12 protein-coding genes are annotated in these 15,968 nt (G+C 63.4%); all 12 read right to left on the bottom strand.

Annotated elements, in window-relative coordinates; translation table 11 throughout:
• Positions 1-165: 165 nt before the first annotated feature.
• Positions 166-393, bottom strand: coding sequence for a phosphopantetheine-binding protein (locus HMPREF2836_RS03050; RefSeq protein WP_005507422.1), 228 nt, complete (start codon positions 391-393; stop codon positions 166-168).
• A gap of 38 nt (positions 394-431) precedes the next feature.
• Positions 432-2,132: a (2,3-dihydroxybenzoyl)adenylate synthase gene (locus tag HMPREF2836_RS03045; protein WP_070614914.1), complete on the bottom strand. Its 1,701-nt coding sequence runs from the start codon at positions 2,130-2,132 to the stop codon at positions 432-434.
• 267 nt (positions 2,133-2,399) lie between these two features.
• Positions 2,400-3,788 (bottom strand): enterochelin esterase domain-containing protein, encoded by a 1,389-nt coding sequence (locus HMPREF2836_RS03040; protein ID WP_070614916.1) that lies wholly within the window; start codon positions 3,786-3,788, stop codon positions 2,400-2,402.
• A 504-nt stretch (positions 3,789-4,292) separates the two neighbouring features.
• Complete coding sequence (locus HMPREF2836_RS03035; RefSeq protein WP_070614918.1) at positions 4,293-5,135, bottom strand: ABC transporter ATP-binding protein; 843 nt, start codon at positions 5,133-5,135, stop codon at positions 4,293-4,295.
• On the bottom strand, positions 5,135-6,241 hold the full coding sequence (locus HMPREF2836_RS03030) for a FecCD family ABC transporter permease (RefSeq protein ID WP_070614920.1): 1,107 nt from the start codon (positions 6,239-6,241) through the stop codon (positions 5,135-5,137). The genes HMPREF2836_RS03035 and HMPREF2836_RS03030 overlap by 1 nt, the downstream gene beginning before the upstream one ends.
• Positions 6,241-7,308: a FecCD family ABC transporter permease gene (locus HMPREF2836_RS03025; protein ID WP_080974469.1), complete on the bottom strand. Its 1,068-nt coding sequence runs from the start codon at positions 7,306-7,308 to the stop codon at positions 6,241-6,243. The genes HMPREF2836_RS03030 and HMPREF2836_RS03025 overlap by 1 nt, the downstream gene beginning before the upstream one ends.
• A 140-nt stretch (positions 7,309-7,448) precedes the next feature.
• Positions 7,449-8,486: a plasmid partitioning protein gene (locus HMPREF2836_RS03020; protein ID WP_070614922.1), complete on the bottom strand. Its 1,038-nt coding sequence runs from the start codon at positions 8,484-8,486 to the stop codon at positions 7,449-7,451.
• Between the two features lie 178 nt (positions 8,487-8,664).
• Positions 8,665-10,698, bottom strand: coding sequence for a peptidase (locus tag HMPREF2836_RS03015; protein WP_070614924.1), 2,034 nt, complete (start codon positions 10,696-10,698; stop codon positions 8,665-8,667).
• Positions 10,699-10,824: 126 nt separating this feature from the next.
• Positions 10,825-11,898, bottom strand: coding sequence for an ABC transporter substrate-binding protein (locus HMPREF2836_RS03010; RefSeq protein WP_012903302.1), 1,074 nt, complete (start codon positions 11,896-11,898; stop codon positions 10,825-10,827).
• A gap of 353 nt (positions 11,899-12,251) precedes the next feature.
• Positions 12,252-12,953 carry a ribulose-phosphate 3-epimerase gene (gene rpe, locus HMPREF2836_RS03005; protein ID WP_070629418.1) on the bottom strand — a complete coding sequence of 234 codons (702 nt, stop codon included), beginning with the start codon at positions 12,951-12,953 and terminating at the stop codon, positions 12,252-12,254.
• A gap of 54 nt (positions 12,954-13,007) precedes the next feature.
• Positions 13,008-14,999 carry an RsmB/NOP family class I SAM-dependent RNA methyltransferase gene (locus HMPREF2836_RS03000; protein ID WP_070629417.1) on the bottom strand — a complete coding sequence of 664 codons (1,992 nt, stop codon included), beginning with the start codon at positions 14,997-14,999 and terminating at the stop codon, positions 13,008-13,010.
• Positions 14,996-15,964, bottom strand: coding sequence for a methionyl-tRNA formyltransferase (fmt, locus tag HMPREF2836_RS02995; protein WP_070629416.1), 969 nt, complete (start codon positions 15,962-15,964; stop codon positions 14,996-14,998). The genes HMPREF2836_RS03000 and fmt overlap by 4 nt, the downstream gene beginning before the upstream one ends.
• Positions 15,965-15,968: the final 4 nt, after the last annotated feature.

Raw genomic sequence — 15,968 nt, 5'->3', positions numbered from 1 at the left:
CCGCTTCACGCTGACAGAAGTGCGCTGGCAGAAGTGCACTGACAAGGGTAAACGCAGCTACACAACACGGCGTAAAACCGGCGCACAGAAAAACGAGGCGAGTAGCAAACACCCCGGGCACCCGCCTGCATTCGCGGCAGGCGGGCACTCGGGGTGCGGTAACGCTTAGCCCAGGCGGGAGGCGATGAACTCCACGGTCGGGTTCTCCACCAGCTCGGTAAACTCAATCACGGCGCCCTCAGCGGCAAGGTCGTCGAGCAGGGCGAATGCGCCCATAGAGTCCATGCCTAGGGAGAACAGGTCGGTGGTCGGCTCGTCAAAAGCGGTCTGCAGGGAGTCGGGCTCGACGATGTACTTCTCCATGATGGGGCGCAGGGTCTCAAATGCGGACATTTTTCTCCTCAATAGGGGTAGGAATAAGGGCGTACGGTTTAGCCGAAAATTTCGGCAAGCTTGGCGCGCAGCTCGCGGCGGGAAATCTTACCCACGTTCGTGGTGGGCAGCTCCTGCAGAACCTGCACGCGCTCCGGGATCTTGAAGTCGGCGAGCTTCTTCGAGGTGAAGAACTCGTGCATCGTGCGGCGCGGGTTTTCGCCCAGGTCAGCGCCTTCCTTCGGCACAATGACCAGGCCCACGCGCTCGCCCACAGTCTCATCCGGGATACCCAGAACCACGGCGTCAAAAACGTCGGGGTGGGTCAGCGCCAGCTCTTCGATTTCGTCCACGGCAATCTTCTCGCCGTTGCGGTTAATCTGGTCCTTCGCGCGGCCGGTCACCTCAAGGTACTTGCCTGCAACCAGTCGCACAATGTCGCCGGTGCGGTAGAAGCCGTCCTCGGTGAAGCCGTAACGGTTCGCGTTCTCCTCCAGGTAGTAGCCGCGAATCGTGTACGGACCGCGGGTGAGCAGGTGACCGCTCTCGCCGCGCTTCACCGGCTGATCCTGATCATCAACAATCAGAATTTCGTCGTCGGGGCTGATCGGGTAGCCCTGGGTCCTCAGGCGCAGCTCAATCATGTCGGTCGAGCGGGTGTAGTTCACCAGGCCCTCAGCCATGCCGAACACCTGCTGAACGGTGCAGCCGAGCACCGACTCAATCTTGCCCGCAACCGCCGGAGCCAGCTTCGAACCGCCCACCTGCAGGGTCTGCAGAGACGGCAGGGACACGCCGCGCTTCTCCGCGGAGGCGACCCACGCCTGAGCCAGCGGCGGCACCAGCGCGGAGGTGGTCACACCCTCCATCTCAATGAGGTGGAACGCAGTCTGCGGGGACGGATCCGCCGCGAACACCAGCTTGCCGGAGGCGCACATGACGCCCAGAATACCGGGCGAGCTCATCGTGAAGTTGTGCGCGGCGGGCAGCACCACGAGCATGGTCGTGTTGTTGTTCAGCTTGCAGATGTCGACCGAGCCGCGCACCGAGTACAGGTAGGCGGCGTGGGTGCGAGGAATCAGCTTCGAAATGCCGGTCGTACCGCCGGAGAGCTGCAGGAACGCCACCTGCTCGCTCGCGCGCAGGTTCTCGGTGTTCTGAATGACACCGGGCACGAACTCTTCAGCGAGCTCCTCTTCGGTCAGCGGGGTCAGCGGCTCCGCAACGTCAATAGCGACCGGCGGCTCCAGGGAGTTCTTGCGCAGCTCGGCGGCAACGTCCTCGTGCAGGGCGGCGAAATCTGCGCCCGGGGTCAGCGAAGAGAACACGTGCGCCGCAGCGTCGGTCCGGGTCGCAAAGTGCACGAGCTCGGTGGTGCGGTGCTGCGGCAGGCAGAACACCGGCAGCGCAGCCGCCCAGAAAATACCCAGCAGGTACACCAGGTACTCGGCGGTGTTACCCAGCTGCAGCAGCACACGGTCACCGGGCTGCACGCCAGCCTGAACGAGGCGCGCCGCAGCGGCACGACCTGCCGCCTCCAGCTCACCGTAGGAGAGGCGAATCTGCTGAGGCTTGCCGTCCTCATCGAGCTGCGCGTGCGAGAGCGCCACCAGCGCCGGGAAGTGCGGCTTCGCGCGGCATGCATCTAGCAGGAACTCGGGGATGGTCTGGTCAATCCAGTAGCCGGCTTCGCGGTACTTCGCGGCAAAAGACTCGGGGATGAGCGGCGTGGGGGCCAGGGGGCTACGTTCTACGGTCATCTTCTCTCGATTTCTGTGTCGTTTGCGGTTTCTATAGCGCTCACGTGCTGCGTGCGTTCGCAGCGTGATGCCATCTCGTCAATGAGGGCGGGTGCGCAACCTACGTCGGGTACCCTTCGGCACCCCTCGCGGCGCGGTAGTGTTGCACTTCTCTTAGGCTGTACTTCTCTAGGATACGGGCGCGGCGGTGTTTACCCTAACAGGACCCCCGCACGCCCACCATGCGGGGTGTGCTCTACCCGTGCAGGATCCCTAGGCGACCTCTCGCTACTCCTCAGCTAAGCTCCGTTCGGCGCGCTCAGCCTCCCGGCGGGCAGCAATAATACGTTCCAACGCCGGCACAATCGCACCGCGCCAGCACGCATAATCGTGACCGCCGTTGAAGGTCGTGCAACGCGCATTCTTCAGGCCCAGCTTTTCCAGGCGCTCCTTCAGCTCGCGGTGAGGCGGTACCAGAACCCACTCCTGCTCCCCCACCTCAATCTCAAGGTAAAGGTGGCGCAGGCGGTCGATCTCACCCGCCGCTTCCAGCTCGTCCAGGCGGTCCATGACCTGCGGCTGCCACAGCGACGAAGACTGCGCGATCGCGCCGCCAAACGCCTCCGGGCGGCTCAGCACCGCCAGCAGGGAGGACAGCCCACCCAGCGACTGACCGTTAATCACAATGTTCTGCGGGTCGGTCTTAATACCGTGCACAGCCTCCAGGTGCGGGAACGCAATCTCCACCAGGTAGTCGGCAATCGGGTTGTCACCGTTCAGTTCCTTCCAGCGGTTCTCGCGACCGCCAGAGTGCAGGAAGAACACGTGCATCGCCGGAATACGGCCCGCCTCATGGGCGCGGTTGAGGGTCTGCTCCATGCCCTGGCTGAACCACATCTCACCGTCAAACTGGATGAACAGTGGCGCATCCGGGGCGGGATCCCCCACACGACCGAGCACGTACTGGTGACCGTCAGAGGTCTGCATCCACTCGGGGGCGGGCAGCGCGTCAATCTCTTCCTGAGTCAGGATGAACTCCTGCACCGGCGCGTGCTCAAGCTGCACCATACCCATGCAACGACCGATACGGTTGCACGCGGTCTCGGGGTTCAGCGGGTCGCCTTCTCCGGAGTCCAGGGCGGCGCGCAGGCGCACCTGGTCGTCATCGCCCAGCCAGGCGGGGCGCTCGCCGGGCAACGCCGGCAAGAAGTTGTAGGAGGCACGCCAGGTGGTTTCCATCTGCATGCTCAGCTGCCACCAACCAGTGCCCTCGATGCGGGCCATGAGGGAACGGTCGAGGTTCTTCTCATCGGTCAGGCGGTTGATGAACATGAGCACCTGCTCCGCCTGCTCGTTGTGGTACAGGAAGGTGACGATGCGTTCGTTCTCGCTGATGCTACCGTCTTCGCGGTGCACCGGCTCGATAATGGGGGTGCCTTCGGAGACGACCTCAACGATGCGGGCGTTCAGCTCTTCGGGGCTGACCGCCTCGGCGATAATGGCGCTGATGAGGGGGCTGTCCACGCGCGGTGCCGGTACGGGACGCGGGATCTTGGGAGGGGCCGGGCGCACGGTCGGCGCAACGGTACGCGGCTGCGCCGAAGTAGCCTGTTCAGAAGTGTTCTGGGCAGAAATACTCTGCGCGGGAACGGTCGCGGTGGGTTCGTGCTCGCCCAACGGTTCCTCCTTGGTCTGTGGAAACACTCAATCGGTGAGAATCGGTGAGGAGGCGCATTATCATTAGTTAGCCTCTACTACCTCACTCTATGGTATCCCTTACCCAAACTCCAGCCAAAGGGAAAAGCGAAAGAACCACAACATGACATTCATGACAGCGAGCGCGGGGTTCAAATGCAGGCCCCAACTGTAGGTCGCAAACAGTGCCCACCACAAACAGGGCAGTTAAATGAGATGAGGCACCGAGACCGTGCATCAAACCTCCAAACAGTGAAGGTCTCATACGGCAGTCTCGGTGCCTCATCTGCGGGTTCCCAAAATGGAACCTACCCAGTGCTCGGATCCGTTCATGCGTCAAAGACGGGCGAGCACCGGGTAGGCGCCCTACGCGCAGGGGATCCTGGGTCCCTCAGATCCTAGCGTTCGCTGCTTGGCGCAATGCCGAGCTTTTCCACCCGTACTGAGACGGTTGGTGCTAACTCCCACGCGGCTTAGGGGCGAAAACTATTCGCTTTCGCGGGCCGCCGAAATAGCGTCAGCGGCAATATGAATTGTTTGGTTCTCCTTCGGAATAACCAAAGGGGTACCAGTGCATGGATCAGGAATAATGACCGATTGCAGGTCAAAAACTTCCTGAATAAGTTCCGGTGTAATTATCGCACGCGGATCGCCCTGAGCGATAATCCGTCCCTGCTTCATTAACACAACATGAGTAGCATACCTGAAAGCAAGGTTCAGGTCATGCAAAACCACGGCTACAGTCCGACCTTCGGAATGCAACTTCTTCGTCAGGTTCAGCACTTCAATCTGGTGCGTGATGTCCAGGTAGGTGGTCGGCTCATCGAGCAGGATCAGCGGGGTCTGCTGCGCCAGGGTCATGGCAATCCACACGCGCTGACGCTGACCACCGGACAGCGCCTCAATGGGGCGTTCGGCAAGCTCCAGAACGTTCGCAGCCTGCATCGCATCCACACAGGCGCGCTCGTCCTCATCGGACCAGGAACGCAGCAGCGACTGGTGCGGGTAGCGGCCGCGCGCCACCACATCCGCCACGGTCACGCCGCTAGGCGCCTCCGGGGTCTGCGGCAGCATCGCCAGGATCTTGGCGATGGCGCGGGACTTCATCTGCGGCAGCGGGGTGCCGTCCAGGCGAACCTCACCCTGCTTGAGCGGGTTCACGCGGGCAAGAGCCTTCAGGGTGGTCGACTTACCGCAGGCGTTCGGGCCCAAGATAACGGTCAGCTCCCCCTCCGGCACCTGAAAATCTACCCCGTTGAGCACCGTATGCTCACCGTAGGCAACCACCATGTTCTCGCCTTCAAGGCGGGTCGTCACACTAGTGTTCACTAGCTCTTCTTCCTTTCGAGGTAAATCAGGTAAATCAGGTACAGGCCGCCAATCGCGCCGGTCACCACACCCACCTGAATGATGCGTCCGGGAACAGCGAATCGGCCAATCAGGTCAGAGCCGAGCACCATGAGCGCACCCATAAGTGCCGCGGAGGTGAAGCCCACCCCGCCACTACGAGACAGGGTCTTCGCGATGTGCGGTGCCGCCAGGGCGACAAAGGCAATCGGGCCGGTCGTCGCGGTCGCCAGCGAAACCAGAAGCACACCGATAAACAGAGCCGCCACACGGTACGCATTCACGCTCACACCCAAACCGGATGCCACCTGGTCACCAAAACGAATCGCGCCCAGCGGGCGGACCAGCATCAGCAGCAGCGGAGTCACCACGAGCAACAGACCCATCAGCGCGTAGGTGCGCTCCCACGTGATGTCATTGAGCGAACCGGCAAGCCAGGACGCCGCGGTCTGCGCCTGAGTCAGCGAAGCACGCACCACCAGCAACGCATTGAACGCCGCCAGGGTCGAACCCACACCAATACCGACCAGCACCAGACGGAAGCCATGCAGGCCCGTGCGGCGCGTCAACAGCCACACCAGCACCGAAGTCGCCAAGCCACCAACCACAGCGCCCAGAGCAACCTCAACGGGACCGGAATTGAAGACAATAATCTGCAACAGCGCACCGGTCGCGGCACCATTCGTGAAGCCGATAATATCCGGCGAACCCAGGGCATTACCCGAAATCACCTGGAAAATCGCACCCGACAGACCAAGCGCCGCACCCACCAGAAGCGCCGCCACAATACGCGCCGCACGCTGCTGAGCGAAAGTCACAGCAATCTGCTTACCCTCACCCATCAACGCCGGAATGACCTTCTCCGGGGCGAGCTTATAATCACCCTGCAACATGCCCCAAAACGCCAGCGCCGCAATCAGCACCACCAACGCCACATTCAGGATCAGCACACGCCACGGCACCTGAGCACTCAGCGGACCGCGCACAGTCAACACCGGGCGGCCACCCAAATCGCGGCCGCTACGACGCGCAGAACGATTAGCGGAGCTGGTGGCAGTCGCCGTCGAAACAGCGGAAGAATTCGACATCAGAGAGCCTCCACCTTACGACGAGTCATCAAGAACAAGAACACCGGGGCACCGGCAAGAGTCGCCACAATACCCACCTGAGTCTCCTGCGGAGCCACCAGCACACGCGCCAACACGTCAGCACACAGCAGCCACACCGGACCCAACAGCGCCGAACCATAATTCACCCAGCGCACATCATTACCGAGCAAAGCACGCACCACAAACGGCACCGCCAAACCCACAAAACCAATCGGACCCACCGCAGCAGTCGCCGCACCGGCAAGCACCGTCACCGCCAGCAACGTCAAATTCTGGGTCGTACGCACACTCACGCCGAGGCTAGTCGCCGCCTCCTCGCCCATACTCAGAGCATTAATCGCAGGAGCCACAAAGAACGCCACCAGCATACCCAGCACAATCACCGGACCCACCGTCGAAGCGATATCCATACCGCGGCCCTCCAGCGAACCGGCAACCCACACACGGAACTCGTTATACGCATCCTGATCAGCCAAAATCAGGCCCTGCGCAATCGCCGACAGCGCCGCAGAAATTGCCACACCCGCCAGAGCGAGCTTCACGATCGACCCGTCACGGCCACGACCCAGCGTGTACACCAGCACCGCAGCCAACGCGCCACCAATCGTTGCAGCAACCATGTACTGCCAAATACCCATCACGCCAAAAACCACCACGGAGCCAATCACAGCCACCGCAGCACCGGCGTTCACACCCATCAGGCCGGGCTCAGCCAACGGGTTACGAGTCAACGACTGCATCAGAGAACCGGCAATAGCCAACGCCGCACCCGCCGCAAGACCCACCAGGGTACGCGGAATGCGCTGCTCCATCACAATCGTCTGCGCCTGCTCAGAAGCAGTGCCATTGAAAACAGCCAGAACCTGATCCGGCGGAAGATTATTCGACCCGAACAGCAAAGAAGCAGCCACAGCCCCCACCAAAAGCACCGCAAACAAGAACAGAAAAGCCAGGCGCTTACCCAACTTCTGCCCCTGAATCACAGAACCCTGACGGGACGTACTCTCCTGCTGAACATCTCGGGACAATGAGCTCGTGCGGGCCACTATGCTCCTTATGTTCGATACAAGAAAACAGGGAGGCGCACCCGGCGCACCCACAAGAAGGGGCACCCAGCACACCGGTAGATAATGAGAGAAACGCCGGAGCGGGCGGGTATTCCCCCACCCGCATCCGACGTTAAGTCTTAGCGCTTACGGGTCAGCAGCAGCGCAGCGGCACCCACAATGCTTACGCCCAGAACCACCACGCCAATCCACGGGAACGCAGCACCGTAAGTCACGGTCTGAACGGTGGATGCGGTGTTAGCCGCGCCCGAAGCCGAAGCGCTCGGGTTCGACGCGGTACCGCGCGCAGCAGCCGAAGAAGATGCGCTCGCCGAAGCGGTCGCCTTCTTCTGGGCATTTGCAGAAGCCGAAGCAGCAGGCGCAGCGGAAGAGCCAGAGGTACCGGAAGAGTCAGCTTCCGCGTTCAGGCGGTCGTACTCCTCCTTGGTGATGGTGTTGCCGTCAGCGTCGGTGTACACGGTCTCAGCCTCAGCCGCGCCACCCGCAGAACCATTCGAGGAGCCGTTCGAGCCACCATTGGACGAGGACTCGTTGGAATCGTTAGAGCCCTGAGCCTCGTCTGCAGAGTCTGAGTTGTTAGAGTTCGAGCCGCCATTCGAGGAACCACCGTTGCTCTTCGAGCTGGAAGAGCCGCGGTTCGAGGAAGAACCCGAAGAGTTCGAGGAGGAATTATCCGAACCGCCCTCACCCACCACGGTGAACTCGGGGCTGCGGTTGCTGTACGCCTCGGTGCCCAGGTACTTGCCGTCCTTGTCACGCTTCTCACCAGTTGCAAGGAAACGCAGAGTGTGGGTGCCAGCGCCAACATCCGGCAGAACGAAGGAACCGGAGACCTTACCGTTGCCATCGGTCTTCTGCTGGTGCACCACGCAAGCGCCCTGTGCCGCATCGGAGGGGCACAGGTTACCGTCGTCCACCTTCACGGACACCACAGTGTTCGCGGGGAAGCCGCTCACGCTAAAGGAAATCACGCCGTGCTCGCTCACAGACGAAGAAACGGTCGAGGAAGTGCCGGGAGTCGATGCCTTCGCACCGCCCGGAGGCAGAGCGGATGCGGTGCCAACACCCAAGCCCAGCGCCAGGGTTGCGGCAGCGCAGGCGGTCAGCGCCTTAGAGGTCAGGGATGCCTTCGGGGCTCCCGAAAAAGGTGCACGCATGGTGGTCCTTTCAAAATTACCGGGGTCGAAGCTGAACGCTACCGGGTTCGTGGAGGTGCAGTTCAGCGGGTCGTGACCCGAATGGTTGGAGGCACCCGATCCACGCCCCTGTTCAAGGGTGCAGGGTCAAAAGTGTGGAGCGTGGACCGGTGCCGATGTGAATGTGTGGTCAGAGAGCTTACTTCTTGGAGGTGCGCAGCAGCAGAGCCGCAGCCAAAACCACCAGGCCAGCCGCCGAGAGCAGCAGGTTATTGGCGTTGTTGACCAGCCACTTGGTCAGACCGGTCAGCTCAGTACCCTCAATGGTCGGGCCCTGTGCCTTCGTGCCTGCGGCGGAGTTCTGCGAGCCCTGCGTGTTCTGCGAGTTCTGCGAACCGGCGGCAGCCTTCACTGCCTTCTTCGCGTTGGCTTCGGTCTTCTGCAGGTTGGTTGCCAGGTTCTTCTGCGCGCTCTGAACCTTCGCCTTAGCCTGCACGCGGTTCACGACCGGAGCGGTGCTCTGCGAGAGCGCGGCGAGGGATGCGTCCACGTCGGTGGCGCGGGTGCTGATGCGGCCGCCCGCGTTACGCATGGGCACAGGTGCCGTGGAGGTTGCGGTTGCGGGGTTTTCGTTCAGCTCTTCGACCAGCTGGTCGGTAGCGTCCTGCTCATCGCGGGAAACGTCCTGACGAGGGGTAACAGCACGTTCCACGGTCATGTCAGCAAAACCGAGCACCGCATTTTCAGCGCCCTGGTTGCCGTTGTGCACAACCACGCGGTAGGTTGCGGCGGGCATGCTCACGCTGGTTTCGTAGCTGAAGCTGCGGTTGCCATCCAGACGCTTCCAGCCGGAGCCGTAGAGAGTCTGCGGGGAGTTACCGAGGTAGGTTGCGGCGTACACCCAGGTGCCCGGTTCAGCGTTCGGCACGGTCACGGTCACGGTGGAGCCGTCACGGCTCACCTGCACGCCATTACCAGCGGTCAGTTCGGAGGCATTGACCGGCTCGGGCGCGTCACCGGGGGCGTACTCACCGATGGTGAAGGTGGTGTTGATGCCGCCCTGGCTGTTGGCGCCGCCGTAGGTTCCGGATCGGTCGCCCTCACGCAGGCTACCGGTCAGCAGGCGCAGGGTGTGCTCACCGGAGGCGTACTTTGCCGCGTCTTCGTCATTCTTGAAAGCTGCGTTATCGCGGGTGGGCAGGTCAATCCAGGCGTCGATGTGGCCGTTTTCGTCGGGGGTGACGATAGCCCAGATGGTGCGGTTGTCGTTGACCGCGGTGGCGTCGTTACGGGATACCTTGCCGTCGTCAATCTTCAGACCGATAACGGATGCCTTCTTGTCTTCGGGGTTGCACCAGCCGTCACCGGTCAGGTGCAGCTTGCCACCCTGAACCGCCTTGGGGTTCTCGATGGTCAGGCGCGGGGTGAAGGAGTCATCGGCGGGGGCGCAGGTTTTCGAGTCTTCGCTGGGTGCGGGGGTCGGCTCTGCGGTAGGTGCCGGGGTGGGTTCTGCGGTAGGTGCCGGGGTGGGTTCTGCAGTTGCGCTAGGGTCAGCGGTAGCAGAGGGGTCCGCGGTAGGCTCGGCAGTCACAGAAGGCTCTGCAGTTGCAGAAGGCTCTGCAGTTGCACTGGGCTCAGCGGTGGGCTCTGCGGTCGGTGCCGGGCTCGGAGCCGGGTCGCTCAGCGTAATATTCTGCGACACAGATGCACGACGGTCGTAGGTGTTACCGTCCGCATCCGTACCACCCAGGGAGCCGGAAAGCACCTGAATACGGTGGCTGGTACCCTCCACGGTCCAGCCCTTGTTCTTCAGCTGCTCAGCGGTCAGACCGGTGTTTTCGGGGGTCGGCAGGGACACCTCAACCTCGAAGGTGCCGTCCTCTTTGGCGGTTGCCATGAAGTTCGCGGGCGAGTTGCCGCCCTTCTTGGTGATCGGGTTAATCGCCTGGTGCGCTTCATCCGGCAGGGCGTCGAGGAACTTCACTGCGAACACTGCGCCGCGACCGGGTGCGGTGCTGGTAAAGCCGGTGCCGCGCAGCACGAGCTTACCTTCGCGCCACTTCTCGGTGGAGATGGTCACGGCAGCCTTAGCTTCCTGCTGGGTGGCGGCGGGAGTATCCGCGAATGCGAGAGTGGAGCCGGTCAGCGCTGCACCGGGGGTGATGAGCGCGCCGGCGAGAGCCACGACGGCACCATAGCGGGCTGCGGTGCGCACGGGTCGAGTTTCGGTCATGGTGGTCCTTGAGGATGGTGTGGTGGGTCGTGCATCCCCTTCCCGCCGCGGTTTTTAGGTCGCGGCGGGAAGGGTGGCGGAAGCTTCAGCGGGTGATTGCTTCACAGGGTATTTAGAGCGGGGCGTTTAGAGCGGAAGCGCCTTCTTGACGTCTTCGATAATGCCCTCGAGCAGTAGCGGGCCGCCGGTGGAGGTCCACTTGGAGCCGTCCACGAGAATCACGTGGTCGTCCTTGACTGCCTTCAGGTTGGTGAAGCCGGAGGTTTCCTTCGCCTTATTCAGTGCTTCTTCGGCGCCCTGCAGACCTGCGGTACCCTGTGCGTTCGGGTTCTTCTGGCTTGCGCCGCCGAGGGTACCGAGGAACATGTAGTCCGCGTCGATGGTTGCCAGGTTCTCCAGAGAGACCGGTTCGGAGTGGCCCTGGCCGTTGCGGTCCTGCGCCTCGGGGCGCTTGAGGCCCAGGTCGTTGAGTACCTGGCCGGCAGGCAGTTCCTTGAGGATCAGGGCGGGGCCGTTGCCTGCCCAGCGGACGATGGAGAAGGTCTTGTCGCCGTACTTGGGGGCGAGCTGATCCTTCAACGTTGCGGCGTTTGACTCGTATGCCTTGATGACTTCTTCGCCCTTGTCGACCATGTTCATAGCGTTGGCGACGTTGCGGAAGTTGATGCGCCAGTCGCCGCCCGCGTAGCCGCAGTAGACGACGGGAGCGATCTTCTTGAGGGTTTCGAAGGCCTCGGAGCGCTTGTCCACGCCGGTGGAGTCGACCAGAATCAGGTCGGGATCAAGGTTGCCAATCTGCTCGTAGTTGACCTGGGCGACGGTGCCGATAATCTGCACGCCCTTGGCGCGGTCGGCAAGGTAGTTGGGCACGCCGGACTGGCCGCGACCGGAGACAGAACCGACGGGGGTCACGCCGAGGGCGAGCAGGCCGTCGAGGGTGGGCTCAGAGAGGACGATAACCTTCTGCGGGTTGGCGGGAACTTCTACGTTCTCCTCATCAATGTCCTTGATGGTGCGGGTACCGCTGTTGCCGCCGGAGGTGGAACCGCCGGAAGTGGTGGTCGTGGTGGTCTCGCTGCTGCATGCCGCGAGGGCGAGAGCAGCCGAGGAGGCGAGCGCCAGGCCGAAGAATGCGCGGCGGTTAACGCCCGATGCGCCGTGGTTTTCGGCGTCGGTCAGCTCGGTTCGGTTGAAAGACATAGTTCCCCCTAGATTTGACTAAACTATACCTAACCTTACAGATATCTGAGTGTTACATCAAGATGTGTTCTGTTTGCCTTCTCTGACCGCCAGGATACCCGGTTTTGCCGCGGAATTGCGCGGGGTAACATATATCACCCTTTGTCATAGTCTTGCTGACACTATGTCGCTTAAACAGGTATCTCTCCCCTGCTGTCGTCTCACTATAAATCTGCGGCGGTTGAGAAAGCCGGGCACGCAAAACGCCCCGCCACGAAGAGCCGCGACGGGATGCAGTCTTCACAACGGGGCGTATGAGGTTTTATGGGCGCGGGGGTGTCATCGATGCGGGGCGCCGTTACCAGCGTGCACCGCTAGTGGCCGCAACCGCATCCGGTGCCGGAACGCTTGACCGATGCGGCCGCCGCACGCAGGGAGGCGATTGCCGCCTCCGGACCGCCGAGCGCCTCATCCACACCGTAGACCGAGCTACCGGCAACGAAGCAGGTTGCGCCCGCCTCCGCGGCACGCAGGATGGTCTCTTCGGTGATGCCGCCGTCCACCTGCACGGTCACCGGCAGGTTCGCGCCCTCAATCGCCTTGGCGGCGCGGGCGATCTTCGGCAGGGTCACCTCCAGGAACGCCTGACCGCCGAAGCCGGGTTCCACGGTCATGATCAGCAGCATGTCCAGTTCGCTGAGCATGTCCAGGTAGGGTTCCACGGCGGTTGCCGGACGCAGCGCCATACCCGCCTTCGCACCCTCAGCACGCAGGGTGCGCGCCAGCTTGATGGGGGCGATAGCCGCCTCCGCGTGGAAGGTCACCGATTCGCAGCCCATGCTGGCGTATTCGGGTGCCCAACGGTCGGCGTCCTCAATCATCAGGTGCACGTCGAACGGCACCGGGGAGATTTCGCGCAGACGCTTGACCACCGGCGGACCCCAGGTGAGGTTGGGGACGAAGTGGTTGTCCATCACGTCAATATGCGCGGCGTCTGCGGTGGAAATGCGCTCCAGCTCGCGCTGCAGGTTCGCGAAATCCGCCGAAAGAATCGACGGGTTAATGGCAATACCCATGGGGTTCCTTTCAAATCCGTGCCGTATGGCGGGTGATGCTAGGCGGTGAAGCGGCTAGTTCTTACGCAGCAAGGCGAGGAACATTGCGTCGGTTCCGTGCACGTGCGGCCACAGCTGCGCGGTGGTCGGGTTCTCCGAAGCCTTCACGACCGGCGCACCCTTTTTGACCTTGATCTCGGGGGTGTGGCCGGGGTCCTTCTCCCCCGCCAGCACGCTCACGGGCTCGCCGTTCGCGCCTTCGGTGTGCAGGGCGACTTCGCGCAGTACTGCGGCGGAATCGAGCAGGCTGACCGCGCCGCTTTCGAGCACCTCAGCCACAATGTTCTGGGTTTCTGCCGCGTGCGGGGAGCAGGTCACGTAGGCGATAACGCCGCCGGGGCGGGTCGCCTCAATGGCCGCATCCAGGAGCTGACGCTGCAGGGGCAGCAGCTCGGCAATATCGCGCGGGGACTTGCGCCAACGCGCCTCGGGGCGGCGGCGCAGGGCGCCCAGACCGGAGCAGGGCACATCCACCATCACACGGTCGAAAAGCTGACCGGGCTCAATGGATCCGGGCAGGTCGGAGGCGTTCTTGCGCAGGGTCTCGCGGATCTGGCGGCCGTCGCCGGTGAGTACCGTGTAGCTGTCCTCGGGCAGGGGGCGCATGGAGGATTCCACGAGCTGCGCGCGGTGCGGTGCCGCCTCGTTGGCGACCAGGGATGCGCCGCGCTGAATACCGAGCGCGCCGAGGAGCGCCGCCTTACCGCCGGGGCCTGCGCACAGGTCGAGCCATGCGGTGTCGGTGCCGTCCAGGGGTGCTGCGGCGAGCGCGCGTGCCACCAGCTGGGAGCCAGCATCCTGCGCGCGGACGGTGCCTTCACGTACGGATTCCAGGCGTGCCAAGTCGCCGGAGGCGTACAGTGCCGAACCCTCAACCAGCTCGCCGTCGACGGCGCCCTGTTCGCGTGCCTCGTCGAGGCTACCCAGGCCGGGCAGCGCAACCAGGTTCACCACGGGGGCGAGGTTGTCCGCTTCGAGCAGCTGCTCAATTTCGGAGGCGGGGCGGCCGTGCGCGACGAGTGCCTGGCGCATGGAACGCACAATCCAGCCGGGGTGCGAGGCGAGCAGCGCCATGCGCTCGGTGTCGTCCTTCGCGTTCTCGATGATGAGTTCGTACCACTCTTCGGGGGTGCGCTCGGAGACGCGGCGCAGCACCGCGTTGATGAAGCTTGCCGGGCCCGCACCGATCTTTTCGCGTGCCAGAGACACGCTCTGGTTCAGCGCCGCGTGGGCGGGAACGCGCATGTTCAGCAGCTGGTGCACGCCCATGCGCAGCACGATCAGGGTGGTGGTGCCGACCTTCTCGATGGGGCGGTCTACGCAGCGGCTGAGGATTGCGTCGTAGGTGCCCTGGTGGCGCAGCGTGCCGTAGGTCAGCTCGGTTGCGAAGCCTGCGTCGCGGTGGTCGAGGCGGTGGCTACGAATCGCCTTGGGCAGCACGAGGTTCGCGTAGGCGTCGGATTCCGCCACGGAGCGCAGTACGTCGAAGACGGTTGCGCGTGCGGTGTCTGCGGTGCGCGAGCGTGCGGAGGGTGCCGCCGCGGAGAATTCGCGGGCGGACATGGAGCGGCGGTTGCGTTCGTGGCCGCTCTTATTGCGCTGGGAGGTACCGCCGCCACCGCGTTTGGTGTCGTCGTGCTCGGTCTTGGCGCGGCGTGCGGCGCGTTCGACACTGGTCAGGCCGTCAAAGCGGCGGCCGGTGCGCGATTCGCTGCGGGAGTTGTCGTCCCACTTCTGCGGGCGGCCCTGCGAGCTTTGATTCTGCGAACGCTGGTTCTGAGTACGCTGGGAGCTCTGGGACTGCTGGCGGTTCTGCTCGCTCACACCAGAGCCGTTGCCAGCGCCGGAGCGGCGGCGACGCTTACGCTTCGCACCGCCCTCACCCTGGCCGCTGCCCTGATTGAACTTACCCTGACCGCTACCCTGGTTGAACTTGCCGTTGCCGGGCTTACCGGAGTGACCGGGCTTGCCGTGTCCTCCCTTGTAAGGGCGCTTTTCGTTGCTCATGCGAGTACCACCAGGCCTTCCGCCATGTCCTTGCCAGCGCCGCGAGCCCACGCGGGCGCATCCATCATTTTCTTACCGGCAGGCTGAACCTGCAGCAGCATCAGGGGTTCGGTACCGGTGCCGACCAGTACCTTCTTCGCGTGCAGACGCACCGCACCGGGTGCGAGGGGGCCACCGTTCGCCTCGGTCAGGGACTGCACCAGGCGCTCATCGGCAACCGCCAGACCACCGATCTTGAAGCGGTTTTCGCCCAGTTCGCACCATGCGCCGGGCTCGGGGGTGACGCCGCGGAAGCGTGCCAGAATCTGTTCGGCGGGTTCGGTCCAGGTGAGGCGGCCGTCGGCAATGCTCATCTTGGAGGCGTAGCTAACCGACTCGTCCTCGACCTGCACGGTGCCGTTCTCGCCCGCTTCGAGGCGTTCGAAGGTGCGTTCAAGCAGTGCGCCGCCGCTGGTTGCGAGGCGCATCAGCACGGTGCCTGCGGTGTCGTCGGCGGCTACGGGGGTGGATTCCTGTTCGAAGGTGGGGCCGGTGTCCAGGCCTTCCTCGAGCAGGAAGGTGGTGGAGAAAATTTCCTGCTCACCGGCCATGAGGGCGCGCTGCACGGGGGCGGCACCGCGCCAGGCGGGCAGCTTGGAGAAGTGCAGGTTGACCCAGCCGTAGCGCAAGGATTCCAGCGCGGGCAGCGGCAGCAGGGCACCGTAGGCGACCACGGCGGCTGCGTCAGCGTTCAGCTCAGCGATGGCTGCGGCGGCTTCGTCGTTCCAGCGGTTTGCCTTCACGATGGGCAGGCCGAGCTCTTCGGCGCGCTGCGCGACCGGGGAGGGGGTGAGCACGCGCTTGCGGCCCACGGGGGCGTCTTCGCGGGTGAGCACGCCGACCACGCGCACCTTATCGGAGTTCGCCAGGTAGTCGAGCGGGGGCACGGCAACGTCGGGGGTGCCTGCGTAAATAATGTTGAGCATGTGA

This window comes from Rothia sp. HMSC065C12 (assembly GCF_001812085.1).
Classification (GTDB): Bacteria; Actinomycetota; Actinomycetes; order Actinomycetales; family Micrococcaceae; genus Rothia; species Rothia mucilaginosa.
The sequence above is the reverse complement of the archived record's forward strand: the minus strand, read 5'-3'. Positions and strand labels throughout refer to the sequence as shown.

Coding starts and splice junctions, on each gene's coding strand:
- HMPREF2836_RS03030 (WP_070614920.1), bottom strand. CDS start 6,241: ATGTCGAATTCTTCCGCTGTTTCGACGGCGACTGCCACCAGCTCCGCT.
- HMPREF2836_RS03020 (WP_070614922.1), bottom strand. CDS start 8,486: ATGCGTGCACCTTTTTCGGGAGCCCCGAAGGCATCCCTGACCTCTAAG.
- rpe (WP_070629418.1), bottom strand. CDS start 12,953: ATGGGTATTGCCATTAACCCGTCGATTCTTTCGGCGGATTTCGCGAAC.
- HMPREF2836_RS03050 (WP_005507422.1), bottom strand. CDS start 393: ATGTCCGCATTTGAGACCCTGCGCCCCATCATGGAGAAGTACATCGTC.
- HMPREF2836_RS03000 (WP_070629417.1), bottom strand. CDS start 14,999: ATGAGCAACGAAAAGCGCCCTTACAAGGGAGGACACGGCAAGCCCGGT.
- fmt (WP_070629416.1), bottom strand. CDS start 15,964: ATGCTCAACATTATTTACGCAGGCACCCCCGACGTTGCCGTGCCCCCG.
- HMPREF2836_RS03010 (WP_012903302.1), bottom strand. CDS start 11,898: ATGTCTTTCAACCGAACCGAGCTGACCGACGCCGAAAACCACGGCGCA.
- HMPREF2836_RS03015 (WP_070614924.1), bottom strand. CDS start 10,698: ATGACCGAAACTCGACCCGTGCGCACCGCAGCCCGCTATGGTGCCGTC.
- HMPREF2836_RS03045 (WP_070614914.1), bottom strand. CDS start 2,132: ATGACCGTAGAACGTAGCCCCCTGGCCCCCACGCCGCTCATCCCCGAG.